The organism is Aeromicrobium sp. (assembly GCF_047606445.1).
Lineage (GTDB): Bacteria > Actinomycetota > Actinomycetes > Propionibacteriales > Nocardioidaceae > Aeromicrobium.
Window position 1 is genome coordinate 19,992 of sequence record NZ_JASGEK010000002.1, and the last position, 24,216, is coordinate 44,207.

The 24,216-nt window shown below is 70.1% G+C and carries 25 protein-coding genes and 2 tRNA genes; 8 read left to right on the plus strand and 19 right to left on the minus strand.

All coding sequences use genetic code 11. The features are described 5' to 3' along the window. Nucleotides 1-112: 112 nt before the first annotated feature. The 9 genes from QM621_RS00270 to QM621_RS00310 all read right to left on the minus strand — a co-directional run bounded on the left by QM621_RS00270 (nt 113) and on the right by QM621_RS00310 (nt 7,441). A complete protein-coding gene (locus tag QM621_RS00270; RefSeq protein ID WP_414988340.1) occupies nt 113-1,882 on the minus strand; it encodes an ABC transporter ATP-binding protein in 1,770 nt (589 codons plus the stop codon). An 84-nt stretch (nt 1,883-1,966) separates the two neighbouring features. Then, on the minus strand, nt 1,967-2,161 hold the full coding sequence (locus QM621_RS00275) for a hypothetical protein (protein ID WP_414988341.1): 195 nt from the start codon (nt 2,159-2,161) through the stop codon (nt 1,967-1,969). Continuing rightward, on the minus strand, nt 2,154-2,357 hold the full coding sequence (locus QM621_RS00280) for a hypothetical protein (protein ID WP_414988342.1): 204 nt from the start codon (nt 2,355-2,357) through the stop codon (nt 2,154-2,156). The genes QM621_RS00275 and QM621_RS00280 overlap by 8 nt, the downstream gene beginning before the upstream one ends. Before the next feature lie 70 nt (nt 2,358-2,427). Continuing rightward, nucleotides 2,428-4,707, minus strand: coding sequence for a phosphoribosylformylglycinamidine synthase subunit PurL (gene purL / locus QM621_RS00285; RefSeq protein WP_414988343.1), 2,280 nt, complete (start codon nt 4,705-4,707; stop codon nt 2,428-2,430). A gap of 29 nt (nt 4,708-4,736) precedes the next feature. Beyond that, on the minus strand, nt 4,737-4,910 hold the full coding sequence (locus QM621_RS00290) for a hypothetical protein (protein WP_414988344.1): 174 nt from the start codon (nt 4,908-4,910) through the stop codon (nt 4,737-4,739). Continuing rightward, entirely contained in the window at nt 4,907-5,275 is a 369-nt protein-coding gene (locus QM621_RS00295; protein WP_414988345.1) for a hypothetical protein, read from the minus strand. The genes QM621_RS00290 and QM621_RS00295 overlap by 4 nt, the downstream gene beginning before the upstream one ends. A gap of 121 nt (nt 5,276-5,396) precedes the next feature. Continuing rightward, nucleotides 5,397-5,972: a hypothetical protein gene (locus QM621_RS00300; RefSeq protein ID WP_414988346.1), complete on the minus strand. Its 576-nt coding sequence runs from the start codon at nt 5,970-5,972 to the stop codon at nt 5,397-5,399. After that, the gene (locus tag QM621_RS00305) at nt 5,969-6,754 is read right to left on the minus strand and encodes a hypothetical protein (RefSeq protein WP_414988347.1); all 786 of its coding nucleotides are present in this window, start codon (nt 6,752-6,754) and stop codon (nt 5,969-5,971) included. Before QM621_RS00305 ends, QM621_RS00300 begins: the two co-directional genes overlap by 4 nt. Nucleotides 6,755-6,808: 54 nt before the next feature. Beyond that, nucleotides 6,809-7,441 (minus strand): hypothetical protein, encoded by a 633-nt coding sequence (locus tag QM621_RS00310; RefSeq protein ID WP_414988348.1) that lies wholly within the window; start codon nt 7,439-7,441, stop codon nt 6,809-6,811. A 47-nt stretch (nt 7,442-7,488) separates the two neighbouring features. Here QM621_RS00310 and QM621_RS00315 point away from each other — a divergent pair, with 47 nt between their 5' ends. After that, nucleotides 7,489-8,322, plus strand: coding sequence for an EamA family transporter (locus QM621_RS00315; protein ID WP_414988349.1), 834 nt, complete (start codon nt 7,489-7,491; stop codon nt 8,320-8,322). A gap of 9 nt (nt 8,323-8,331) precedes the next feature. Beyond that, complete coding sequence (locus QM621_RS00320; protein ID WP_414988350.1) at nt 8,332-9,117, plus strand: exodeoxyribonuclease III; 786 nt, start codon at nt 8,332-8,334, stop codon at nt 9,115-9,117. On the opposite strand, the gene QM621_RS00325 is transcribed toward QM621_RS00320, so the two are convergent. The 4 genes from QM621_RS00325 to QM621_RS00340 form a co-directional block, all read right to left on the minus strand. Further along, complete coding sequence (locus tag QM621_RS00325; protein ID WP_414988351.1) at nt 9,114-9,989, minus strand: hypothetical protein; 876 nt, start codon at nt 9,987-9,989, stop codon at nt 9,114-9,116. The two genes, QM621_RS00320 and QM621_RS00325, sit on opposite strands and share 4 nt — an antisense overlap. Nucleotides 9,990-10,076: 87 nt before the next feature. After that, nucleotides 10,077-11,348 (minus strand): MFS transporter, encoded by a 1,272-nt coding sequence (locus QM621_RS00330; RefSeq protein WP_414988352.1) that lies wholly within the window; start codon nt 11,346-11,348, stop codon nt 10,077-10,079. 117 nt (nt 11,349-11,465) lie between these two features. Continuing rightward, the gene (locus tag QM621_RS00335; protein WP_414988353.1) at nt 11,466-12,110 is read right to left on the minus strand and encodes a pirin family protein; all 645 of its coding nucleotides are present in this window, start codon (nt 12,108-12,110) and stop codon (nt 11,466-11,468) included. Then, nucleotides 12,103-12,453, minus strand: coding sequence for a metallopeptidase family protein (locus QM621_RS00340; protein WP_414988354.1), 351 nt, complete (start codon nt 12,451-12,453; stop codon nt 12,103-12,105). Before QM621_RS00340 ends, QM621_RS00335 begins: the two co-directional genes overlap by 8 nt. 185 nt (nt 12,454-12,638) lie before the next feature. On the opposite strand from QM621_RS00340, the gene QM621_RS00345 reads away from it, so the two are divergent. The 3 genes from QM621_RS00345 to gluQRS all read left to right on the plus strand — a co-directional run bounded on the left by QM621_RS00345 (nt 12,639) and on the right by gluQRS (nt 14,157). Continuing rightward, nucleotides 12,639-12,714, plus strand: a tRNA-Glu gene (locus QM621_RS00345). 291 nt (nt 12,715-13,005) lie between these two features. After that, nucleotides 13,006-13,209 (plus strand): cold-shock protein, encoded by a 204-nt coding sequence (locus tag QM621_RS00350; protein WP_414988355.1) that lies wholly within the window; start codon nt 13,006-13,008, stop codon nt 13,207-13,209. Between the two features lie 75 nt (nt 13,210-13,284). Further along, on the plus strand, nt 13,285-14,157 hold the full coding sequence (gene gluQRS / locus QM621_RS00355; protein WP_414988356.1) for a tRNA glutamyl-Q(34) synthetase GluQRS: 873 nt from the start codon (nt 13,285-13,287) through the stop codon (nt 14,155-14,157). Here gluQRS and QM621_RS00360 read toward each other — a convergent pair. Beyond that, a complete protein-coding gene (locus QM621_RS00360) occupies nt 14,141-14,944 on the minus strand; it encodes an alpha/beta fold hydrolase (RefSeq protein WP_414988357.1) in 804 nt (267 codons plus the stop codon). The two genes, gluQRS and QM621_RS00360, sit on opposite strands and share 17 nt — an antisense overlap. Before the next feature lie 91 nt (nt 14,945-15,035). Between QM621_RS00360 and QM621_RS00365 the strand changes: the two genes are divergently transcribed. The 3 genes from QM621_RS00365 to QM621_RS00375 all read left to right on the plus strand — a co-directional run bounded on the left by QM621_RS00365 (nt 15,036) and on the right by QM621_RS00375 (nt 17,810). Continuing rightward, the gene (locus QM621_RS00365) at nt 15,036-15,569 is read left to right on the plus strand and encodes a TetR/AcrR family transcriptional regulator (protein ID WP_414988358.1); all 534 of its coding nucleotides are present in this window, start codon (nt 15,036-15,038) and stop codon (nt 15,567-15,569) included. Continuing rightward, a complete protein-coding gene (locus QM621_RS00370; RefSeq protein ID WP_414988359.1) occupies nt 15,569-17,668 on the plus strand; it encodes an MMPL family transporter in 2,100 nt (699 codons plus the stop codon). Before QM621_RS00365 ends, QM621_RS00370 begins: the two co-directional genes overlap by 1 nt. Before the next feature lie 68 nt (nt 17,669-17,736). Further along, nucleotides 17,737-17,810: transfer RNA gene (locus QM621_RS00375), tRNA-Asp, on the plus strand. A gap of 297 nt (nt 17,811-18,107) precedes the next feature. Here QM621_RS00375 and QM621_RS00380 read toward each other — a convergent pair. The 5 genes from QM621_RS00380 to QM621_RS00400 all read right to left on the minus strand — a co-directional run bounded on the left by QM621_RS00380 (nt 18,108) and on the right by QM621_RS00400 (nt 24,197). Then, nucleotides 18,108-18,488, minus strand: a complete 381-nt coding sequence (locus QM621_RS00380) for a hypothetical protein (protein WP_414988360.1) — start codon at nt 18,486-18,488, stop codon at nt 18,108-18,110. Nucleotides 18,489-18,550: 62 nt separating this feature from the next. After that, nucleotides 18,551-21,040, minus strand: coding sequence for a glycoside hydrolase family 65 protein (locus tag QM621_RS00385; RefSeq protein ID WP_414988361.1), 2,490 nt, complete (start codon nt 21,038-21,040; stop codon nt 18,551-18,553). After that, entirely contained in the window at nt 21,037-21,777 is a 741-nt protein-coding gene (locus QM621_RS00390; protein WP_414988362.1) for an HAD family hydrolase, read from the minus strand. The genes QM621_RS00385 and QM621_RS00390 overlap by 4 nt, the downstream gene beginning before the upstream one ends. 44 nt (nt 21,778-21,821) lie before the next feature. Further along, complete coding sequence (locus QM621_RS00395; RefSeq protein ID WP_414988363.1) at nt 21,822-22,103, minus strand: hypothetical protein; 282 nt, start codon at nt 22,101-22,103, stop codon at nt 21,822-21,824. Between the two features lie 264 nt (nt 22,104-22,367). Then, nucleotides 22,368-24,197, minus strand: a complete 1,830-nt coding sequence (locus QM621_RS00400) for a glycosyltransferase (protein ID WP_414988364.1) — start codon at nt 24,195-24,197, stop codon at nt 22,368-22,370. Between the last annotated feature and the right edge of the window lie 19 nt (nt 24,198-24,216).

A 24,216-nucleotide genomic window follows, 5' to 3' on the forward strand; every position in this document is an offset into this window, starting at 1 on the left:
GGGTGTCGCACACCTCACGCGCGCCCAGAGCCCGCACAGCAACCCGCAAACGTTCAACGCCAGGTTCGGACGTCTTCGCCGTTCCTACGGGTTTTCCCCTCTCTTTCACCCCTCACGCCTCGCCGGTCTGCACCCGCCAGAGGGCGGCGTAGGGGCCGTCGGCGGCGACTAGTTCCTCATGGGTCCCCGACTCGACCACCCGTCCGGCGTCGAGCACCCAGATGCGGTGGGCGTGCCGGACGGTGGACAGCCGGTGGGCCACGACGATGGCGGTGCGGTCACGGGTGGCCTCGCGCAGCGAGCGCTGGATGGCCGCCTCGGTCTCGTTGTCGACCGCGCTGGTGGCCTCGTCGAGCACCAGCACCGCCGGGTCGCGCAGCAGCGCGCGGGCCAGGGCGAGCCGCTGACGCTGACCGCCCGAGAGGGTCACGCCGCGCTCGCCCACCCAGGCGTCGAAGCCGTCGGGCAGCGCCTCGATGAAGTCGAGCGCGGCCGCCGCCTCGGCCGCCGCGCGGATCTCGTCACGACTCGCGTCGGGGCGGCCGTAGGCGATGTTCTCGCCGATGGTCCCGGCGAACAGGTAGACGTCCTGCGCGACGTAGCCGGTCGAGCCGCGCAGAGAGTCCCAGCCGAGGTCGCGCACGTCCTCGCCGTCGAGCAAGACCTGACCAGAGCGGGGGTCGTCGAAGCGCAGGATCAGCCGCAGCAGTGAGGATTTCCCCGCGCCGGTCGAGCCGACGATGGCGTGCGTCTCGCCCGCTGGGACCGTGAGGTCGACGCCGTGCAGCACGTCGGGGCCGTCGGCGTATCCGCCGCGCACCCCGCGCAGCTCGACCCGGCCGCGCACCGGCACGGGCAGCGTCCGGTCGCCCGCCGGGACCGTGACCGGCTCGTCCAGCAGGGCGAGGATGCGGCGGGTCGAGGCGCGGCCGCGCTGGTAGAGGTCGAGCACCTCGGCGACCTCGGTCAGCGGCCAGAGGAGCCGCTGGGTCATGAACACGAGCACCGAGTACAGGCCGACCTCCAGGTCGCCGTTCAGCGTCGCCCAGCCGCCGAGCAGCAGCGTGCAGGTGAAGCCGGCGAGGATCGCCATGCGCACCAGCGGCACGAAGGCGGCGGCCGAGCGGATCGCGGTCAGATTCGCCGCGCGGTAGGCGGCCGAGGCGGCGGCGACGCGGTCGCGCTCGCGGTCCTCGGCGGTGAAGGCCTTGATCGTGGCGATGCCGGAGAGGTTCGCCGACAGCACCCCGGACAGGTGCGCGACGGTCTCGCGAACCCGCTCGTACAGCGGGGTGAGGCGGCGCTGGAACAGCAGCGACCCGGCGACGATGACCGGGACCGGCGCGAACGCCAGCAGCATCAGCTCCCACGACGCGACCGCGAACATCGCGCCGACGAGGACGATGTTGAGCAAGGTCGCGATGATGGCGGGCGCGCCGACGTCGAGGAAGCGCTCCAGCTGGTTGACGTCGTCGTTGAGCGTGGCGAGCGTCGTGCCCTGGGGTCGGGACTCGTGCCAGCCGACGTCGAGGTGCTGGGCGTGGTCGTAGGCCTCCACCCGCAGCTCGTGCTCGATGCCCTGGGCGAGGCCGCGCCACAGGACTTCGGCGATGTACTGCGACACCGACTCGACCACCCAGACGACGACGTTGAGCGCCGCGATCCACGCGAGTTGCTGATAGCGCGACTCGACGCCGAGCAGTTGTCCGACGAAGGACGCGTCGCCGCGCACCACCACGTCGACGGCCGCGCCGATGAGCAGTTCGGGCATGACGTCGGCGATCTTGTTGACCGTCGACATGGTCACGGCGGCGACGAGTCGTCCCCGGAAGCTCCGCTGCCGACGCCACAGGGCGCGCAGCGGCGATGTCTGTGCGTTCACGTCGCTCAGGCTACGTGTCTGCCCGGACATGCTGGATCACGATGACCTCAACGCTCTCGCGCTCCACGATGACGTACCAGATCGTCACATCGTCAGACGGGAGATGGATTTCATATTCTCCAGGCAGTGGGTCGTGCTGAGGAAAAGGTTCGCCAAGGCCGGCGTCGGGTCGTGGAGGAGCGAAAAGATCGTGCGCTGGACGACTCCTCGCCAGGGTTGCGGCAACGCCTCGATCTCCGACCATGCGGAATCCGCGAAACGCACCTGCCGTTCATTCACTCAGGCCCCACGCCGCCGCGAGTTCCGATTCAGTGAACGTGACAGCTGACTCGTCGGAGTCTGCTCCGGGATCGGCCTGCATCCGTGACAGCGCGGCCTGAGCGCCCGCGTCGCGCCGCAACCGTTTGACCTCGGCTCGCAGGGCCTCCCAGTCAGCGTGCGGCACGCTCACCATGTCTGTGACCTCGACGCTCATATGTTCAGCCTACGCTCGCTCGCCGCGTCAGTGAAACTCCTACAGCCTCAAGGCCCTGGAAGGTGACCCGTCAGTCGAGGAGGGGGCCGAGGACGGAGGGGAGCGTGGCCTGCCAGGCGGCCTTGAGGTCGGCGACGGGGAGGCTGAACTGGCCCTCGACCGTCACGGCGTCGCCGCCGGTGCGGCCGATGGAGGCCAGTTCGACGCCGTGCTTCTCGGCCAGCGCGACGAAGACGTCGTGGTCGGCCTCGGCGACCGTCGCCAGGGCGCGGGCGGAGGACTCGCTGAACAAGTCGACGAAGGGGTCGTCCAGATCCACCGTCACGCCGACGCCGTGCCGGAAGGCCGACTCGGCCAGCGCGACCGCGAGGCCTCCGTCGGACAGGTCGTGCGCGGAGGTGACCAGACCCTCGTTGATCGCCTCGCGCATCAGCGCGCCCAACGCCTGTTCGGCGGCCAGGTCGACCGCGGGCGGACGTCCGCCGAGATGGCCGTGGACCACGTCGGCCCAGGTCGAGCCGGACAGCTCCTCGGACGTCGAGCCGAGCAGCAGCACATGCTCGCCCTCGGCGGCGAAGCCGTGACGGACCCGGCGGCGCACGTCGTCGACGACGCCCAACACGCCGACCACCGGGGTCGGCAGGATCGCCGTCTCGCCGGTCTGGTTGTAGAACGACACATTGCCGCCGGTGACCGGGATGCCCAGCTCGGCGCAGGCGTCCTTCAAACCGTGGGTGGCTTGCTCGAACTGCCACATGACCGACGGGTCCTCCGGCGAGCCGAAGTTGAGGCAGTCGGTGACCGCCAGCGGCAGCGCGCCCGCGACGGCGATATTGCGGAAGGACTCCGCCAGCGCCAGCTGCGCGCCGACGTACGGGTCGAGCTTGGCGAAGCGGCCGTTGCAATCGGTCGACACCGCGACGCCGAGGTTCGTCTCCTCGTCGACGCGGATGACGCCGGCGTCGTCGGGCTGGCTGGTGACGGTGTTGCCCTGCACGTAACGGTCGTACTGGCCGGTGACCCAGGTCTTGTCGGCGATGTTCGGGCTGGCGAGCACCTGGCGCACCTGCTCGGCCAACTCCTCGCCCGAGGTCGGACGAGGCAGCTGTTCGGCGGCGTCGGCCTGCAGGGCGTCCTGCCAGTCGGGGCGCGCGAAGGGACGGTGGTAGGTGGGGCCGTCGTGGGCGACCGAGCGCGGCGGCACGTCGACCACGGTCTCGCCGTGCCAGTCGATGACGAGGCGGCCGGTGTCGGTGACCTCGCCGACGACGACGGCCTCGACGTCCCACTTCTCCGCGATGGCCATGAACGCGTCGAGATGCTGCGGCTCGACCACCGCCATCATGCGCTCCTGGCTCTCGCTCATCAGGATCTCCTCGGGGCTGAGGGTGGAGTCGCGCAGCGGGACGGTGTCGAGCTCGACGCGCATGCCGCCGTCGCCAGCCGAGGCGAGCTCGCTCGTGGCGCAGGACAGGCCCGCGCCGCCGAGGTCCTGGATGCCCGCGACCACGCCGGCGCCGAACAGTTCCAGGGTGCATTCGATCAGCAACTTCTCCATGAACGGGTCACCGACCTGCACGCTGGGACGCTTCGCCGGGCCTTCGGCGTCAAAAGTCTCCGACGCCAGCACCGACACGCCTCCGATGCCGTCGCCGCCGGTGCGCGCGCCGTAGAGCACGACCTGGTTGCCGACGCCCGACGCGTGCGCGAGGTGCAGGTCCTCGTGCCGCAGCACGCCGACGCAGAGCGCGTTGACGAGCGGGTTGCCGAGGTAGGTCTCGTCGAAGACGACCTCGCCGCCGATGTTCGGCAGGCCGAGACAGTTGCCGTAGCCGCCGACGCCCGCGACGATGCCGGGCAGCACGCGGGCGGTGTCGGGCGCGTCGAGCGGGCCGAAGCGCAGCGGGTCCATGACCGCCACCGGGCGGGCGCCCATCGCGAGGATGTCGCGGACGATGCCGCCGACGCCCGTGGCCGCGCCCTGATAGGGCTCGACGTAGGACGGGTGGTTGTGCGACTCGACCTTGAAGGTGACCGCGTAGCCCTGGCCGATGTCGATGACGCCGGCGTTCTCGCCGATGCCCGCGAGGGTCTTGCCGAGCGGCGTCTCCTGCGGCAGCTCGCCGAACTTCTTCAGGTGTACCTTGGACGACTTGTAGGAGCAGTGCTCGCTCCACATGACCGAGTACATCGCGAGCTCGGCGCCGGTGGGGCGGCGGCCGAGGATCTCGCGGATCTTCGCGTACTCGTCGGGCTTGAGGCCCAACTCCTCCCACGGCAACTCCCGCTCCGGGGTGCTCTCAGCGTGCGAAACAGTGTCCAGTACCGGCGTAGCGGAGGCCTCAGTCACAAGCGACAGCCTATCGGGTCGAGTCGGCGTCAGGCGCCCTCCCAGAGACCCGCCGACGGGACGGCCCAGACGTGATCACTCAACAGCAGCGTCTGCCGACCGGTGAAGAAGACCACCCCTGCCGTGAAACGATCCCCCACGGCGTCGCGCAACTCGCCGAGGCCGCGCGCGGAGCGCGGGTCGACGGAAGCCGACGACTTCACCTCGAATCCCGCCAACTCGCCAGCGCGGTCCTCCGCCACCACGTCGACTTCGTCACGACCGTCGCGAGAGTGATGGACCCGGACGTCATCTCGTGCCCGGCCGACCAGGCGCAGTAGTTCCATCGCCACAAGCTCTCCGCGATCTTGCCCGTGATCTCCTCGCCCGGCAACAAGTACAAGTTCTGAGGGTCGAGCCCCGTGACCTCCGTGTCCTCCACCGGCGCATCCGTCATCGTCACATTGCCGGTGTTCACCACCCCGCCGACCTCCACGTCAGCCTGCGTCACCACATACGCGAACGGGCCGAACGTGGGCGACGCGCCCGGCTGCGATACCTCCAGCGCCTCCTCGGCCTCATCGTCCACCGAGAAGGTCGGGAACCGGTCGCCGACCGGCGTGTACGGCGACAGCCGGCACGGCCATCCCCGGTTATCGCTCTGCGATGAGCGTCACACAGCCGACGCGCGGCGCCCGCACGTCCCCCGGTCAGCTCATCGAGCGCCAGGCGGCGTCGATGGCCGTCCTCACGTCGACCTCGCGCAACGCGGCCACCTCGGGCTTGTCGACCTCGCGGGCGACGTACGTGGCGACGAACCGCTTGACCTCGGCGTCGACGGCGGCCGCCTTCTGCAGCACGCTCGCCCGCAGCCCCTCGGCGCGCAGCGAGATGCGGATGTCGCGGGCCGACGGCGGGGTGATGTCGATGATGATGCGCAGGTCGTCGGTGGCGCGGGCGTGCACGGTCAACGGCACCATCAGGTCGCCGCTGAACCGGTGCTTGTCGACCGGGAAGCGCAGCTCGAAGTCGAGCTGGACCGGCAGCATCACCTTGTAGACCACCTCGTCGTCGGCGACCGGGCGGATCACCGGGTCGCCCATCTGGCCGTTGGCGACGACCTGGACGACCCGCCCCGGCCCGACGCCCTTCGGCCCGAAGACGATGGGCTGGCCCGCCATCTGGCCGACCGCCCCGAGGATGCGCTCCTCGGTGACGGCGGCCCGGAAGAACAGCTCGCCGAACTCCGCGTAACTGCAATACGGGGTGGGAACGATCTCGCTCACGGCGCCTCGGAGGCTTCGATCGCCGGAGTCGCGTGCGGACGGCGGCGCGCGCCGGGGATGCGGCCCGCGAGCGAGCTGAGCGGCTCGACCGCCCCGCTGAGGACGCCGACCGCGGAGTTGAGCGTGGGGATCGCCGAGCCCAGCATGTCGATCTTCGGCACGAGCGCGTCGAAGGTGTCGCCCAGCGCCACGAGCCGGTCGAGGGTGCCGCCCGGCAGCAACAGCGTCTCCAGCACGCCGTCCTCCTCCAGCAGCTGGTCGAGCAGGCCGCCCGGCTCCAGGATGCGGTCGATGGACCCCTCCTCCTCCAGCAGCCGGTCGAGCGGCCCGCCGGGCTCCAGGAACCGGAACAGCGGGCCGTCGCCGGCGAGCAGGCGGTCGACGACGCCGCCCTCCTCCAGCAGTCGGTGCACCGGGCCGCCCTCGGCGAGCGCGCGGTCGAGCGGGCCGCCGGCCTCCAACAGCCGCACGAAGGGGCCGTCCTCGGAGGCCATGCGGTCGAGCAGGCCGTCGCGGGCGAGCGCCTTGCCGATGGGGCGGTCCTCGGCGGTCAGCTCGGCCAGCGTGTAGGCCAGGCCGATCGGGCCGTGGTCGTCGTCGAGGATCTGCGCGAGCCGGTCGAGCAGGCCGCCCTCGGAGAGCAGCTTCGACACTTGCGTGGCGTAGCCGCCCTCGCGGAGCAACGGCCCCTGCGGAGAGACGAAGTAGCCGAGCGCGAGGGTGGTCCGGGTGGCCGCGACGGTGACGCGGACAGGCAAGGTCGCCAAGGAGCGGAAGTCCATAGGGGTCAGCCTAGGACGTGACACCGCTCATGTCAGCGTTTCGGGTCGCGCGCCTCACACCGACCGCGCGAGCGCGCCGATCAGCAGGAGGATCGCGCCGACCACCGACAGCGGCACGACCCACAGGGTCGCGATGGTCACGGTCACGGTGAAGCCGACGCGCGGCGGCGCGAACTGGCGCGCCCGGGTCAGGTCGCCGACCTCGTCGATCCACCGGGCCGGCATCGTGACGCCCCGCCACGCGCCCGTCAGCCGGGAGAACAGGCGGACGCCTCCGCCGCCGGCCAACTGCTCCAAGACACCGCGCGTGTCGTCGGCGCGGTCGCTGAGATTGACCATGATCCCGAGCTCCGTGCCCAGTGCCTCGGGATCGTCGGCCGCCCGGATGATCTGACGGCGCTGCCAGCCGAAAGCGGTCAGGATCGCCGTCAGCACGAGGGTGAGGAGTCCGCAGAGCACGCCCGCAGTCCCGCCGATCGCAGAGGAGGCGAAACCCATCGCGATCAGGAAGGGGATCGGGAGGACCAGCAGGATCGCCGTCGGGATGCGCAGAATCCGCACCGCGAGGACGATGAGCGACGCGGCCTTGCGCGACGCCTCGCCCGTCTGGTCGTCGACCTGCGAGGTGAGCCGGGTCGTCGCCTCGTTCGCGCGCGTCCCCCACCCCTTCTTCCGCTCACGTGCCATGCCGCCAGCCTACGGTCCGTCCCGCCGGGGTGCGCTAGCGTCGCGCCGTGGCTGTGACTCTCGCGCTGTGCTCGGCGCTCGCCTACGGCGTCTGCGATTTCCTCGGCGGTCTGCTGTCGCGACGGGCGAGCGCCTGGCAGGTCGCGATCATGGTGCAGACCTCGTCGGCGGCCTTCACCTGGCTCGCGGTGCTGGTCACGGTCGGCCAGCCGACCCGCGAGCAGCTGCTCGTCGGCGCGCTCGCCGGCGTCGCGAACGGCATGGGCACCGCCTTCCTCTACCGGGGCTTCGCGCGAGGTCGCATGGGCGTCGTCGCGCCGGTGTCGGCGCTCGGCTCGGCGCTGGTGCCGCTCGTCGTGGGGCTGGCGCAGGGCGACGAGCCGTCGCGGCTCGCTTCGCTCGGCGTCGTCTGCGCCCTTCCGGCCATCTGGCTCATCGCCCGGCCCGCCGAGCACGATCACGCCGACGGTCCCAGCGGATTGGGCGACGCGCTGCTCGCCGGACTCGGCTTCGGCGTCTTCTTCGGGGCCATCGGCCAGGTGCCCGACGACGCCGGGTTCACACCGCTGGCGCTGTGCCAGACGGTCTCCATCGCGGGTGTCGTCGGCGCGGCGCTGCTGGCCCGTGAACGCGACTGGCGGCCGCGCGGACGGGCCGCCCTCTCGGCCGCCGCTCTCGGCCCGTTGGGGTTGACCGCTACGGCGACCTTCATGATCGCGACCCAGCACGGCATGCTCTCGCTCGTCTCGGTGATCGCCGCGCTCTACCCGGCCTCGACCGTGCTGCTCGCCTGGCTCGTCCTCAAAGAGCGGATCGGCCCGGCCCAGGCCGTCGGACTCGCGGCGGCGGCCGTCGCGGTCTCGCTCGTCGCCCTCGGCTAGGTTCGACCCGTGCGTATCGCGACCTGGAACGTCAACTCCATCCGCAGCCGGATCGACCGCGTCGTCGCTTTTCTCGAGCGTCACGACGTCGACGTGCTGGCCATTCAGGAGACGAAGTGCCGGGAGGACCAGTTCCCCGGACTGGCGTTGGAGGCGGCCGGTTACGAGTACGCGCACCTCGGGTTGAACCAGTGGAACGGCGTCGCGCTCATCTCGCGCGTCGGCCTGGAGGACGTGCGCACGCGTTTCGCCGACGACCAGCCGACCTTCGCCGACGTGCTGGAGCCGCGCGCCATCGGCGCGACCTGCGGCGGGGTCGACGTGTGGAGCCTGTACGTGCCGAACGGCCGCGAGCTCGACCACGACCACTACGCCTACAAGCTCGCCTGGCTGGAGTCGCTGCGCACCGCCGCCGAAGGCTGGCTGGCCGCCGACCCGCAGGCGCAGATCGCGTTGACCGGCGACTGGAACATCGCGCCGACCGACGACGACGTCTGGGACGCGGCGGTCTTCGCGGGCAAGACGCACGTGTCGGAGGCGGAGCGGGCGGCCTTCCGGTCCTTCGTCGACACCGGCTTCACCGACGTCGTCCGGCCGCACACCCCCGGCCCCGGCGTCTACACCTTCTGGGACTACCAGCAGTTGCGCTTCCCGAAGAAAGAGGGCATGCGCATCGACTACCACCTGTGCTCCCCTGCCCTCGGCGAGCGCGTGACGAAGGGCTGGATCGACCGTGACGAGCGCAAGGGCAAAGGCGCCAGCGACCACGCCCCGGTCGTGGTCGACCTGGACTAAACCTCGTCCCCGAAGACCTCGTCGAGGCTTTCGGCCGTCACGGCGGCGACCAGCCAAGCGTCGAGTCGGGCGAGGTCGGTCGTGCCTGTGACACGGTCGCGCACCTCCGGCGGCACGTTGAAGCCGCGGGCGGCGAGCACGGTCAGCACGTCACCGGCTCTCCCTTCCGCCTCGCCCTTCCGCCACCCTTTCTCGAACATCTGCTGGCTGTCCTCGCTGAAATACTGCCGAGGGATCTGTGTCGTCGTCATGTACCTGCTCCATTCCTCACGAACCGTCATGGACATCACGGCCTTGACAAGATCATGGTACGAAGTCGCCTGACTCGCGCCCAGTCTTTCGCGCAAGACCCCCATCGCCGCCACGTAGGCCGGAAATCCGTGCCGCGCCTGGCTCTCCCGCGCGTGCGCCAGCATGCCGAACACCGCCAGCTCGGGTGACTCCGCCGCTTCGTCGCGGTCGAGGATCAGCGGCAGATCGTCCGGCGTGACGACGAACCGATGGACCCGCACGCTGATGCCCGACGCGCCCAACTCCTCTCGGCACCGGGCGCCCGCCCTCGCGTCAGGGCAGTACACGACCAGCGCGGCGTCGACGCGCGCCTCGTTCTCCAGATGCGTCACATAGAGCGGCCAGGTCCAGCGCTTCTCCGGGTCCCAGGCGCGCTGCATCTCGAAGACCACCGCGAGCCTCGCCTCGCCGCCCGCGTCGGAGAACACGAACGCCGCGTCAGCGTGAAAGGTCCGTGGCTCGACCACACGGGACGCCTCGGAGAAAGGGGCCGCCGACAGCCCAGGGGACACGTCCACCCCGAAACGAGACGACAACAACTCAGGGATCAACTCGGGCGAACGACGGATCAACTCGATCACGACTTCATGGTCGACAGACGGCATGCGCCCGACTCAAGCGCAGATTCTCCGATCTGTCCTGCGTCTATCCACAGGTTTGTGAATCGCTCAGGCTGAGGTCTCCACCGCGTCCCGCCGCAGCACGGTGATGCGGCGCAGCGGGAGGAGGGAGGCGACCGCGACGGCCATGCCGAAGGCGAACAGGGCGAAGTAGTTCTGGCTGCCGTCGCCGATCACGTCGCCGGAGCCGATGGCGAGGAAGAGCGGGCCGAGCGCCGGGGCGAGCGACTGCGGGAGGGTCCGGGCGATGTTGAACAGGCCGAGGAACTGGCCCGCTCGCTCCCCCGGCACCGTCCGCAACACCAGGGCGAGGTCGACGGCGTAGTAGCAGCCGACGCCGACACCCACCGCGACCGTCGCGATCACGAAGGCGGTCAGGGAGGTGCCGACCAGTTTGAAGGCGGTGCCCGCCACGATGACGCCGATCGCGATGACGATCGGCCAGCCGTAGTTCCCGTGGCGCCCGACGAGACGTCCGGTGACGACCGCGGCCACCGCGCTGGCGACGGCGGCGAGCGCGGCGGTGGCCGCCACCCAGGTGGAGGCGCGCTCCTCGTCGAGGCCGACCCGGCGGATCAGGAAGAACAGCCCGTAGGCGATGACGAGGCCATAGGCCAGTTGGACGAGCAGACGTTGCGACCACACCCACCAGAACTGCCGCTGTCCGACGACCTCGCGCAGCATGGCGCGGGTCGAGACGCGCGCCCGCGGCTCGCTCGGCCGGGGCAGCCGTCGCAGGTGGAGGTAGGCGAGGAGCGTCACTGGGATCGCGGCCACTGCCATCGGGGCCATCACGGTTCCGGGATCCTTGGGGAGGAAGGTCGCCACGCCGAGGGCCGCGACCACCGACAGGACCGCCGCGCCGCCGAACCAGCCCGACACCCGCGCGCGGTCGGTCTCGGGCGTCTGGTCGGCGATGACCCCGTACAGGCCGGCGAAGGTCGAGTTGAAGGCGCCTTGAGCCAGGCACCAGAGGAGGGCGAGCTGCCACATGGTCGAGGCCTGCGCCAACAACAGCACGGTCGGCGCCCCGCCGATCACACCTCCGACCACCCAGGTGGCACGGACGCCTCCGGCCCGGTGCCGGGTGCGGTCGCTCAGCGCGCCGAAGAGGGCGTTGAAGACCATCGCCGACGCCGCGCCCAACGCCATGACCAGCGACAGCCTCTCCTCGGGAGTCCATGTCGAGTCGAATCGGTGGACGATGAGCGCCAGGCCGAGCAGGAGCGGGGCGGTGAGCGATCCCAACGCCACGAACTCCACCACGACGATGGACAGGAGAGTCAGAGCGGGCAGTTTCGGCGATTCCACAGAGTCCACCGGCTCACCCTGCCACGCCAGCTCCCCTCCCGTCCCAGATTTGCGCCAAGTTCAACCGTTTTCACCCCCTCGAACGGTTGAACTCAGCGCACATCTGGCGCTCGGGCAGCCCCGACGTCAGGCGAGATGCCAGACCAGCGCCTCGCCGTCGCCGTGAAGCCGGACCGTGGGTTCGGGGGCGAGCAGGCGCAGTTCGTCGCCGGGGCCGAGCGACTGGCCGTCGACGTCGATCACTCCGCGCGTGACGTGGACCAGCAGCCGCGCCTCGACCTCGATCTCCACCTGCTCGACCGGTCGCACGACCTCCAGCCACCCGGCGGCCCGGACCTCGACGGCGCGGTGACGTCCCGGACCGTCGGGGATGTCGAGCGAGGCGTACTCGGGGGCGCCCCAGTGCTCCGAGCGCAGCATCATCTGGACGAAGGTCAGCGGGCGGATGTCGGAGGCGTTGCGCTCGCTGTGCTCGGCCCCGGATCCCGCCGAGAGCCGCTGGGTGACGCCGGGCTCGACGACGCCGCCGTGGCCGGTGGAGTCCTGGTGGGCGAGCGCCCCGTCGGTCACCCAGGTGACGATCTCGACGTCCTCGTGCCGGTGGGTGTCGTAGCCGGCGCCGGGGTCGAGGTGTTCGGTGTTGATCGCCGCGAGGGCGCCCCAGCCGACGTTGCTCGGATCGTAATGCGCGCCGTAGCTGAAGGAGTGGCGGGTCTCGATCCCGTCGGCGCGAGTGAGGAACCGCCGCGCGGCGGGTCGCAGCTCACGCATAGCCGAGCTCGTGGAGTCGGTCGTCGTCGATGCCGAAGTGGTGGGCGATCTCGTGGACGACGGTGATGCGGACTTCCTCGATGACGTCCTGCTCGGTCTCGCAGATGGCGAGGGTGGGGCGGCGGTAGATCATAATGCGGTCGGGCAGGACGCCGCTGTAGTTCGTGTCGCGCTCGGTGAGGGCGATGCCGTCGTAGAGACCGAGCAGGTCGGGGTCCTCGGGCGGCGCGTCGTCCTCGACGAACAGCACGACGTTGTCGAGAAGCCGGGTGAGTTCCGGCGGCACCGACGCGAGCGCCGCCTCCGCCAGTTCCACGAACCGGTCCTCGTCCACCTCGATCACGCCCCCATCCTGCCAGCCGCCCGGGAGGTATTCAGCAACCTCTCACCGCCCAGGGAGGTAGCTGAGGTACCGGATACGAGCGCGGAAGGGTTGCTCGGCTACCTCCGACGCGACCATTCGGTTGTCCACGTACCGCCCGCCCGTGCCGCCACCCGGCGCGGAGCCGACCGCTATGCTGTGCCCGCGCCCCCTTCGTCTAGCGGCCTAGGACGCCGCCCTTTCAAGGCGGTAGCGCGGGTTCGAATCCCGTAGGGGGTACCAAGACTTCCCTATCACAGACGACGCCGTCATAAAGCGCGTCAAAGTCAAGGGAGCCGCCCTCCTTGATGGAGGTTGACGTAGAACGAAATGCCTCCGCGAGGACGAGCGGGCGTGGCGGTCGCACCCTCACCGACGACCATGTACAGTGGTGCTCGTTGTTTGGCGTTTGTTGTACCAGTGTTGCTGTGTGACCGACCGCGTTCCGCGGTCTTTCTCGTTCTTCATTCGGTTGATGCGCGTCGCGACCCCGTCGCACGTCACCGTGGCGTGCGCATGAACGAAGGAGAAATTATGGCTACCGGAACTGTGAAGTGGTTCAACGCTGAGAAGGGCTACGGCTTCATCGCGCCCGACGCCGGCGGCGAGGACCTGTTCGCCCACTACAACCAGATCCAGGGTTCGGGCTACCGCACCCTCGACGAGAACCAGAAGGTCGAGTTCGAGGTCGAGCAGGGCCAGAAGGGCCTGCAGGCCGCTCAGATCCGCGCGATCTGAGTTCTGAACTCACGCAGAACGCCCCGTCCACTCCGGTGGGCGGGGCGTTCGCCGTTCCTCGGGCACAATGAGCCCATGCCCGTCGGCCGCTACGCACCCTCCCCCTCGGGCGACCTGCACGTCGGCAACCTGCGCACCGCCGTCCTCGCGTGGCTGTTCGCACGGGCCACCGGCCGCCGCTTCGTGATGCGCGTCGACGACCTCGACCGCGTGCGCCCCGGCGCGGCCGAGCGACAACTCGCCGACCTCGCGGCCCTCGGGCTCGACTGGGACGACCCCGTCCTGTTCCAGAGCGAACGTCTGGACGCCTATGCGAGCGCCGTCGACCGACTCGTCGCCGAAGGACGCACCTTCGAGTGCTTCTGCACCCGCCGTGAGATCTTGGAGGCGCCGACCGCGCCCCACCAGCCGCCCGGTGCCTACCCGGGGACCTGCCGCGACCTTACCGACGCCCAGCGCGACGAACGCCGCCAGACCCGCCCCGCCGCGATCCGGCTGCGCGCCGACGTCGCCGAATGGACGGTCGCCGACGTCCTGCACGGCGAGGTGTCCGCCTCCGTCGACGACCTCGTGCTGCGGCGCGGCGACGGGATTCCCGCCTACAACCTCACAGTCGTGCTCGACGACGCCCACCAGGGAGTCGACCAGGTGGTGCGCGGCGACGACCTGCTCGCCTCCGCGCCACGCCAGGCCTATCTCGCCTCGCTGCTCGGCCTGCCGGCCCCGGAGTACGCGCACGTTCCGCTCGTGCTCAACACGGACGGGAAGCGCCTCGCCAAACGTGACGGCGCGGTGACGCTCGCCGAACTGGCCGAGCGCGATGTCGACGTCCTGCGTCTCATCGGCGACTCCCTCGGACTCGCCGGAGACGGACCGGCCGACTGGCTCGCCGAGTTCGACCCCGCCCGACTCCCTCGCGCGCCGTGGGTGGTCACACCTCCCGTGTGAGGTGCTCCTCCAGCAGCCTCGTCACGACCTCCGGCTGCTCCAAGGGGCTCAGATGCCCGGCTCCGGGAATGATCTCCAGCCAGGAGCGCGGGATCTCGTCGGCGATGACCTCGGCCTTCGCCACCGGAGTCGCGACGTCGCGCTCGCCGGTCGCGACGAGCGTCGGCGCGGTGATGACGCCGATCTCCGGCAGGATCGGCTCACGGTCGGTGACGCCGAGGATCGCCTGACGCATGCCGCCCCGCGGCACCTTCTTGAGCATCGCGATCCACTCATCGATCGTCGCGCGCCCCTCCGGCGACGCGATGAAAGCCTCCGAGAACATGATCGGCTCGACCTTCTTGGCGACCAGGCCGATGCCGAGCCAGCGGTAGACCTTGGCGAGCGTGCGGTACCGGGGAGCCTTCTCCGGGTCCTCCGGGCCGGCGCTCGTGTCGAGCAGCGCCAGCGTCTCGATCCGTCGCGGGTGACGCGACGCGAAACGCATGCCGACGAATCCGCCCATCGACAAACCGACATAGTGGACGCGGTCGAGGCCGAGCGCGTCGAGCACGCCGACGAGGTCGTCGCAGAGGGTGTCCATGTCGTAGCCGCCGAGCGCGGGCGGCGTCTGACCCTGGCCTCGCCAGTCGATCGTCACGCAGCGGTAACGGTCTTTCAAGGCGTCGACCTGATGGTGGAACATCCATCCGCTGAACAGCAGCCCGTGGCCGAAAACGACCGCTGGACCGTCGCCGCCGGTGTCGGTGACGTGGACCTGCGTGCCGTTGACTTCGAGAAGAGGCATGGGGGAACTTTCCCACATCGGGGAGTCGCCGCACGGCGTCGCTCCCACGAAAGGGTTGACATAGTTTGTGAGTCATCACTAACTTATTGGCATGTCACCCCGCATGTCCGCCGCCGAACGCCGCGTCGCCGTGCTCCAGGCCGCCATCGCCGAGTACGGGAAGTCCGGCATGCACGCGACCTCCACCGAGGCCATCGCCGCCGCCGCCGGCATCTCCCAGCCCTATCTCTTCCGGCTCTTCGGCACCAAGGTCGAGCTGATCGCGGCCGCCATCGAGCACCACACCTCGATCCTGCGCGCGAAGTTCCGCGAGGCCGCCGAGCACCGTCCGGAGGGCGTCTCCCCGTTGCAGGCGATGGGCGCGGCCTATCTGGAGTTCATGGTCGAGGACCCCAACGAGCTGCGCTGCCAACTCCACACTTGGGCCGCCGCGAGCGACCCGGAGATCAAAGAGATCGCCCAGCGCACCTATCGCGAGATCTGGGACGACGTGGCCACGCTCAGCGGAGCCGACCCCGCCACCGTCCGTGCCTTCATGGCCCACGGGATGCTGCTGACCGTCGTCGGCGCGCTCGACCTGCCCGAACTGTTCGGCGACCCCGCCGACGTCCTCAAGGAGTTCTGATGTTCGACGCCCTCGCCCGCCTCGCCACCTCCCGACCCTGGCGCGTGCTCGCCGTCACCGGCGTGTTCATGCTCGTCGCCGCCGTGCTCGGCGGCCCGGTGACCGGCCTGCTCAACGCCGACACCGACTCCTTCTCCGACACGAAGTCCGACAGCTGGACTGCGCTCGAACGCGTCGCCGAGGCCAGCGGGCTGGAGGCGTCGCCGTCGATCATGGCGTTGGTGGACACCGGCGGCACCGAGGCGCAGGAGGCCGTCACCGATCTGTTCGCCGACCGGGAGTCCATCGGACTCGTCGCGGGCGGACCCGAGGCCGGGCCGCCCTTCGTCTCCGACGACGGCGACCTCACCTACTACGCGGTCTTCTTCACCGACGAGGCCGATATCGACGCTGAGACCGAGGTGCTGCGCGAGGAGTTGGCGCAGATCGACGGCGTGACCACCGGCGGCATGGCGGTCGCCTTCCAGCAGGTCAACGACCAGGTCGAGCACGACCTCGTCACCGCCGAGATGATCGCCTTCCCGGTGCTGTTCATCGTGGCGCTGCTGGTGTTCCGCTCGGCCGTCTCGGCGCTGTTGCCGCTGCTCGTCGGCGGCATGACGATCGTGACGTCGATGCTGGTCGTGCGCGGCATCAACGAGACCTTGGAGATCTCGGTGTTCGCGCTCAACTTGATCACCGGACTCGGCCTGGGCCTGGCGATCGACTACTCGCTATTCATGGTCTCGCGTTTCCGTGAGGAGTTGGAGCGGGTCGGACCGGGCGCGGAGGCGGTGCGCCGCACGGTCGCCACGGCGGGCCGCACGGTGCTCTACTCGGCGGTCACCATCGCCGGCGCGGGGCTGTCGCTGCTGGTCTTCCCGCTGCGCTTCCTGTACTCGATGGGCGTCGGTGTGACGGTCGTGGCGCTGGCGTCGGCGGCGGTCAGCCTGCTGGTGCTGCCAGCCCTGTTCGCGGTGCTGCAGCATCGGGTCAACTCGGGGGCTCCGGCGCGCTGGAAGCGGGCGCAGCAGGCTGAGGCGAGCCAGGAGCACCGCGGGTTCTGGTATCGGCTGGCGCAGTCGGTCATGCGGTACCGGTTCGCCACGGCGGCGGCCGGGGCGGCGGTGCTGCTGGCGCTCGGCGCGCCCTTCCTCGGTGTGAAGTTCACCGGCGTCGACGCCGGCGTGCTGCCCGAGGACGCCTCGGCACGCATCGTCATCGACACCCTCGACGCGGAGTTCACCGGCGTCGACGCCGGGGCGATGCCGGTGGCGGTCGAGGCGCCCGAGCGCGACGCGGCCGAGGTCGAGGAGTTCGCGCGGGAGATCGCCGACCTCGACGGGGTCGAGACCGTCGTGCCGCCGCGCTACCTCGGCGACGACCTGTGGCAGCTCGACGTGCTGCCCGTCGGCGAGCCGCTGGACGAGTCGACCGTCGACCTCGTCCACGACATCCGCGCGCTCGACGGCCCCGGCACGGTGCTGGTCAGCGGGACCGCGGCCGACCAGGTCGACCAGATGGCGGCCATCGCCGACAAGATCCCGGCCGCGCTGCTCATCTTGTGCGCGCTGACCTTCGTCACCCTGTTCCTGATGACCGGGTCGGTGGTGCTTCCGGTCAAGGCGCTGCTGATGAACCTGCTGACGATCAGCGCGACCTTCGGCATCCTCGTGACGATCTTCCAGTGGGGCCACCTGGAGGGCCTGCTGGGCTTCACCAGCTCGGGGGCGTTGGAGTCGACGCAGCCGGTGTTCATCTTCGCGGTGGTCTTCGGCCTGTCGACCGACTACGCGGTGCTCCTGCTGACCCGGATCAAGGAGGCGCGCGACCACGGCGCCGGCGAGCGGGAGGCGGTGGCGCTCGGCCTGCACCGCACCGGCCGCATCGTGACGGCGGCGGCGCTGCTGTTCGCCATCGCGCTGGGGGCCTTCGCGACGAGCGAGATCGTGTTCATCAAGGAGCTCGGCATCGGCGTCGCGGCGGCGGTCCTGATCGACGCGACGATCGTCCGCGCGCTGCTGGTCCCGTCGCTGATGGCGATGCTCGGACGCGCCAACTGGTGGGCCCCGAAACCCCTGCGCCGCCTGCACGACCGCATCGGCCTGCGCGAGGGGTGACCCCCTGACAGCGGCCCGCGGAGGCATGGGCTAGAGTTGCGTTCGCGCTTCGGCGCACTGCAACACAAGGCCCCGTGGCGCAGTTGGTTAGCGCGCCGCCCTGTCACGGCGGAGGTCGCGGGTTCGAGTCCCGTCGGGGTCGCAGGTCGAAGAAGCTCCCACCTGAATACGAAGGTGGGAGCTTCTTCAATTCTTAAGCACTGCCGGGACGAGAACCCGTGAAGCGGTGGGGGTGCCCCCTGCTCGCAGCGAGGAACGAGCGGAGAGCTCGGGGATCGAGTCCCGTCGGGGTCGCAGATCGCGAAAGCCCCTCTCCGAATACGAGGAGAGGGGCTTTCGTCGTTCTTACCAGGATGATGCTTCACGGCTGCCATCGCGACCGCGACACATCATCCTGCGTCCCCGGCCGCATGATGGGAGCTTTTCTCCGCTCCCACCCTCAGTAGGTGGTCTCGGGGAGGGCATGGTCGGAGGGGCGGGGACGCTCGTCGTGGCGGACGTCGGCGGAGAAGACGAGCTGGTCGGCGAGGTAGAACTCGACCCGGCTCGCCTGTGGCAGCAAGTTCATCGCCGACTGCGGCTCGATCCACTCGCGCCAGCCGTCGTTGGAGACGACCGCGACCCGGGCGCCGTTGTCGCGCTGGCCTCGGAACAGCACCGGCCCGAAGCCCGCGTCACGGATCGACAGCGCTTGACGGCTCAGCCCCGGAAGGTCGGCGGTGACGGTGGCCTGCTCACGGCCGAACAGGAAACGCGCCTCCTCAGGCACGTCGATCTGCCCCGACGCTCCGTCGGCCAACTCCCAGGACACCGTGAACATGCCTCGATTGTCCCCCACTTCGCCGAGGAATCAAGGGCATCGGCGACGCGTCGCGGGTGGTTCTAGGGGTTAATGCCCGGAACTGTGGCGGTGATGACCGAGCCGTCGGCCCGCCGTCGGCCCGGGACCGGCGCGGGACCGCCCGCCAGCCGCGGACCCTGTCCGTCGAGCGCGACCGCGACCGGCGCGCCCGCCCGCACGACCACGGCCTCGCCGCGCACCGACAGCCGTGCCTCGTCGCCGTCCTCGACCGTCAACTCCACCTCGTCAACCCGCACCACGACACGCACTCGTGTGCCCTCCAACGTCACCCGGTAGGCCAGCTCGTCCCACTCGGCCGGCAGTCGGGGGTCGATCGAGAACGCACCGCCGTGGTCGCGGAAACCGCCGAAGCCGCAGGCCAGCGCGCTCCACACGCCGCCCACCGAGGCGACGTGCACGCCGTCGGCGGTGTTCTGGTGCCGGTCGGCGAGGTCGACGTACAGCGCCGAGCAGAAGTACCGGTAGGCGAGGTCGGCGTATCCGACCTCGGCGGCCATGATCGACTGCACGACCGCCGACAGCGTCGAGTCGCCGGTGGTGATCGGGTCGTAGTACTCGAAGTCGGCGCGTTTCTGCTCCGCCGTGAACTGGTCGCCCTGCAGGAACAGCGCCAGCACGACGTCGGCCTGCTTGAGCACCTGGAAGCGGTAGATGACGAGCGGGTGGTAGTTGAGCAGCAGCGGGCGCTTGTCGAGCGGCGTGCGGTCGAGGTCCCACACCTCGCGCTCCAGGAAGTGCGCGTCCTGCGGGTGCACGCCGAGGTGCTCGTCGAAGGGGATGGCGATGTCGCGGGCGGCCCGCTCCCACTGCGCCACCTCGTCGTCGGTCAGGCCCAGCCGTCGCACGACCTGCGCGTACTCGGGCCCGTCGCTCTCGGCCAGCTCCCGCACGACCGACGCCGCCCGGGCGAGGTTGAAACGCGCCATGACGTTGGTGAAGAGGTTGTCGTTGACGACCGTCGTGTACTCGTCGGGACCGGTGACCCCGTGGATGTGGAAGGTGCTGTCGCCCTCGGAACGCCAGAAGCCGATGTCCACCCACATGCGCGCGGTCTCGACCAGGATGTCAATACCCTCACGGATGAGAAAGTCAACGTCCCCGGTGGCCCGCGCATACTGGCTCAACGCATAGGAGATGTCGGCGTTGATGTGGTACTGCGCCGTGCCCGCCGCGTAGTACGCCGAGGCCTCCTCGCCGTTGATCGTGCGCCAGGCGTAGAGCGCGCCGTCCTGCGCCAACTCACGCGCGCGGCGGCGGGCGTGGTCGAGCAGCTGGTGACGGAAGCGCAGCGCCGAGCGGGCCGACTGCGGGCTCGTGTAGGTGAGGAAGGGCAGGACGTAGATCTCGGTGTCCCAGAAATAATGGCCGCTATATCCCGATCCCGTGACACCTTTGGCAGGAAAACCCCATCCCTCTGCCCGTGCGGAGGCTTGGAGGATCTGGAACAGGTTCCAGCGGACCGCCTGCTGGACGGCCGACTGGCCCGGGATCTCGACGTCGGAGCGCTCCCAGAAGCCCGCCAGCCAGTCCCGCTGGTCGGCGTACTGCCGCTCGACGCCCTCCTCCTGGACCCGGTCGAGCGTGCGGCGGCAGCGGTCGAGCAGCTCGCGCACCGGCACCCCGCGCGAGGTGTGATAGGCGACGACCTTGGTGAGCCGGATCGGCTCGCCCGGCTGGGCGTGGACCCGGTAGGTCATCTTGGCGAGGTCGTCCTCGGCGGCCACCCGCGCGGTGACGTCGTTGGCGGTGTCGAGGTGGTGGTCGGCGACGACGGCGAGGGTCATGCCGCTGTCGTGGGTGCGGTAGCCGAGCTCGACCCGCCCGGCCTCGACGTCGCCCGCGTGGTGGCGCGGCTCCAGCACCCGGCGGTCGAGCGTCTCGCTCTTGCGCGGGTCGACGCCCTCGCCCATCGCCTTGGACCGCACGTGGTACTCGTCCTCGCCGTCCTGCCGGTTGAGGATCTGCGAGCTGATGGCGACCGGCGCGGCATCGTCGAGCAGCGTCACCTCGAAGGTGAGCACTGCGAGGTGGCGCTGCGCGAAGGACACCATGCGGCTCGACCGTACGCGCACGCGCTTCCCCGCCGGCGTGCGCCAGACGAGCTCGCGGCGCAGCACCCCCTCGCGGAAGTCGATCGCCCGCTCGTACTCCAGCAAGTCGGCGATCGGCAGCAGCAGCGGCTCGTCGTCCACGTACAGCCGGATCACCTTGGCGTCGGGGGCGTTGACGATGGTCTGCCCGACCCGCGCGAAACCGAACGCCTCCTCGGCGTGATGGATCGGCCAGGTCTCATGGAAGCCGTTGACGAAAGTGCCGTGGGCGTGTGAGTCACGGCCCTCCTCGACGTTGCCGCGCAGGCCCAGATAGCCGTTGCCGACGGCGAACAGCGTCTCGGTGACGCCCTGGTCGGCGGCCTCGAAGCGCGACTCGACGAGCCGCCACTCGTCGACGGGGAAACGGGTGCGATCCAGCGGGTCGGCCACCGGGGGCGCCTCGTGGGACGGGCTCACAGCAGTTCCTCCAGGTCGGCGACGACGAGATCGGCTCCATGATCGCGCAGCGCGTCGGCGCCCGCGCCCCGGTCCACGCCGACGACGAGGCCGAAGTCGCCGGCCGCGCCCGCCTGGACGCCGGAGATCGCGTCCTCGAAGACGACCGCGCGCGCGTGCGGGACGCCCATCAGGTCGGCGGCGTGCTGGTAGGTGTCGGGGGCCGGCTTGCCGGGCAGGCCCGCCTCGGCCGCGACCACGCCGTCGACGATCAGCTCGAACTCGTCGATCATGCCCGCCGCCCGCAGCACCGCCGGAGCGTTGCGCGAACTCGACACGATGGCCCGGCGCACCCCCCGCTCGGCCAGCGCCGCGACGAGCGCGACCGAGCCGGGATAGGGCGCGACACCCTCCTCGGCGAGCAGCGCGGCGAACACCTCGTTCTTGCGATTGCCGAGCCCGCAGACCGTCTCGGCCTCCGGCCCGTCCGACGGGTCGCCCTCGGGCAGCTCGACGCCGCGCGAGGCGAGGAAGGACCGCACGCCGTCGTAGCGGGGTTTGCCGTCGACGTAGCGGTGGTAGTCGGCGTCGGTGTACGGCTCGGCGATCCCCCACTCTTCCGCACTGCGCTCATTCAAGAACGTGTTGAACATGCGCTCCCACGCCCGCATATGCACCTCAGCGGTCGGCGTGATCACCCCGTCGAGGTCGAACAGCGCCGCGTCGTAGTCGGTCCAGTCCAGCGTCGATACGTCCACCCCACGAGCCTAGGCGGGGCGTGTGACGGGCGGGTGAACGACTCTCAGCCGTCCGCGCTCTCCCAGTCTCCCGGCCAGGCGTCGCGGAGGAAGGGCTCGGCGGCGTCGAGTTCCGCCGACCTGAGTCGCGGGCTGCCGTAATACCAGGCGCCGACAGCGCAAACGGCCAGGGCGAGCCACGCTCCGATCTCCGTCAGCCCGTCACGCGTCAGCATGGTCACCACGACCAAGGCGCCCACCCCGAGGAAGAGCGCGGTGAGCAGCCACATCAGGCGGTGGACCCGCAGTGTCACGTTCAGCTCCCCGTCAGGACGCAGACGTGCCACAGCCACAGCGGTCGTCCACGCCCTGAGGCCGAAGCGTTGGGCGAACGTGACACGGAAACGCCCGCGCCGCCATGAGCGGTGGCGTGTGACGATGTCGACGCAGGGATGATCGGAGACCCATTGCGTCTCAGCGCGCCAGTGCTTCAGGCTTTGGCTCGTCAGAGGCGACAGACGCACCCGATAGCGCCGTGGAGCGGCCGACCGTCGGGACACAGTCCGAGCATACTGGCGCGCCGCCACGACCGTCGGCCACGCACACGTCCCTCAGTCGAGGCCCAGCACGTGCCGCCAATGTTCCTCGGAGGTCAGCTCCGGATGGGCGGCACGCCACCGCTCGGCGGCATTCGGACCCTCCTTGCGCAGCCGCTTGAGCATCCGTCGGCTCTCCTTGGCCAGCCGCAGTGTCTCCTCGCGCGAGTAGCGGCGCACCCGGAAGGCGTCTTGGGCCCGGTCGATCGTCACCACGGTGCGATAGGAGCTGCACTGCCACCACGCTGCCGTCGACGGCACCGCGACCGCGTCCCCCAGATTGCCCCGCCACTGACCGACGAAACGCCGCCACGACGCCTTCGCGGCATCCTTGGGCACGGCGTTCCCATGGGACACCCGTACCTGCCCGAGCCCCTGCTCTTGGAGCTCCGCCGCAGTCAGTCGGTGGGTGTCCGGGTACTCCTGACGCAGCCGTGCGACCTTCGGCAGGTCGTCGGCGCAGCCCTCTTCGAGGATGCGCGGCCCTTCCAAGAACTGCTCCGCCGCGAACAAGATGGTCGCGACGTGTCCGTACCGGAACTCGATCAGCAGGTGGCGTAGCCGCAGCGACAGCTTCTCCACCACTCCGTCCGGCACGAGGCCGGTGTGGATCGAGGCGTTGATCAGCGCGTTGCGGATCGAGAAGAAAGCGACCGGGTTGTCCCAGTCCTTGAGGTCGAAGTCGGCGTGCCAGACGGCCGCGCCGGGCAAGGTGACCGTGGACACGCCTGCCGCCCGCGCGCGCACGCCCATCTCGATGTCGTCGCCTTGGAAGAAGATCGGCAGCGGCAGGCCGATCCGGTCGATCACTTCCAGCGGGATCAAACACAACCACCAGGCGTTGTACTCGACGTCGACCCGACGGCTCGGTAACGCGGTCAGCAAGTCGAGGCCGTGCGCGTCCGGATCGACGGGGACGCCCGCGTGCAGGTCGGAGAAATCAGTCTGCTCGCCGTGGGTCAGCAGCACCGACGGATGGTGCAGGTTGAGCATCTGTCCGCCGACGATCGTCAGATCGCGTCGGTGCGCGTCGAAGGCGATCAGCCGTAGCAGCGACTCGGGTTCGAGCTGGACGTCGTCGTCCATCAGGATCACCGAGGTGTCAACGCGGCCGGTCAACGCGGTCACCTCGAGCATGCCGCGGGTGAATCCGCCGACGCCGCCGAGGTTGCCCTGATGGAACATCCGCAGCCGACCGTCCAGCGCCGCGCTGATCTGGTCGAATCCGTCGACGTCGACGACACGGTCGGAACCCTGGTCGACCACCACGATGTGGTCGACGGCGCCGAGCACCTGCGGCGCGGCGGCCAGACGGGCGAGGTTCGCCGCGCAGTCGGCCGCGCGGTTGAAGGTGCAGATAACGATCGCGTACGAGCGCCGACGGCCGTCGCGGACCGCCTCGATCCGCACGTCGCCGATCTCCAGCGGGTCGGCCTGCGCGTTCGCCTCGATCCAGAGGTGCCCCGACTCCAGGTAGTGGTCGACCAGCACGCGCAGCCGCAGCTCGACCGGCTCCTCGGCGTCCACGCGCTCCTCGTGGGCCAGACGCTCGCCGGGCAGGTGGTCGTCGACCAGAACCCGCACCCGGCCGCGTCCACGGGCGGTCAGCACGACGTCGAGCTCGTCGACCAGCGTCCACCGCTGGAGGTAGGACAGCGGGACGCGTCCGAAGTAGGTGCGTGTGCTGAGCGTGGACCACGGTTCCAACCGCGCCGTGGACCGATCGCAGACGACAGCGCCCGTCGTGGCGGCGTACAGTCCTGTCGGCACGGCATCCAAGGGCGAGAAGTGAATCCGTTGGATCACTCGGGGACCGGAGTCGGCGGCGGGTGGGAAGATAGACACGCCGAAAGCCTAGACGCGA

Excerpts from the sequence above, each read along its gene's own strand:
- QM621_RS00335 (WP_414988353.1), bottom strand. The coding sequence starts at position 12,110 with ATGCGTGAGCTGCGACCCGCCGCGCGGCGGTTCCTCACTCGCGCCGAC.
- QM621_RS00310 (WP_414988348.1), bottom strand. The coding sequence starts at position 7,441 with ATGGCACGTGAGCGGAAGAAGGGGTGGGGGACGCGCGCGAACGAGGCG.
- QM621_RS00360 (WP_414988357.1), bottom strand. The coding sequence starts at position 14,944 with ATGCCTCTTCTCGAAGTCAACGGCACGCAGGTCCACGTCACCGACACC.
- QM621_RS00280 (WP_414988342.1), bottom strand. The coding sequence starts at position 2,357 with ATGAGCGTCGAGGTCACAGACATGGTGAGCGTGCCGCACGCTGACTGG.
- QM621_RS00370 (WP_414988359.1), top strand. The coding sequence starts at position 15,569 with ATGTTCGACGCCCTCGCCCGCCTCGCCACCTCCCGACCCTGGCGCGTG.
- gluQRS (WP_414988356.1), top strand. The coding sequence starts at position 13,285 with ATGCCCGTCGGCCGCTACGCACCCTCCCCCTCGGGCGACCTGCACGTC.
- QM621_RS00380 (WP_414988360.1), bottom strand. The coding sequence starts at position 18,488 with ATGTTCACGGTGTCCTGGGAGTTGGCCGACGGAGCGTCGGGGCAGATC.
- QM621_RS00305 (WP_414988347.1), bottom strand. The coding sequence starts at position 6,754 with ATGGACTTCCGCTCCTTGGCGACCTTGCCTGTCCGCGTCACCGTCGCG.
- QM621_RS00365 (WP_414988358.1), top strand. The coding sequence starts at position 15,036 with ATGTCACCCCGCATGTCCGCCGCCGAACGCCGCGTCGCCGTGCTCCAG.
- QM621_RS00350 (WP_414988355.1), top strand. The coding sequence starts at position 13,006 with ATGGCTACCGGAACTGTGAAGTGGTTCAACGCTGAGAAGGGCTACGGC.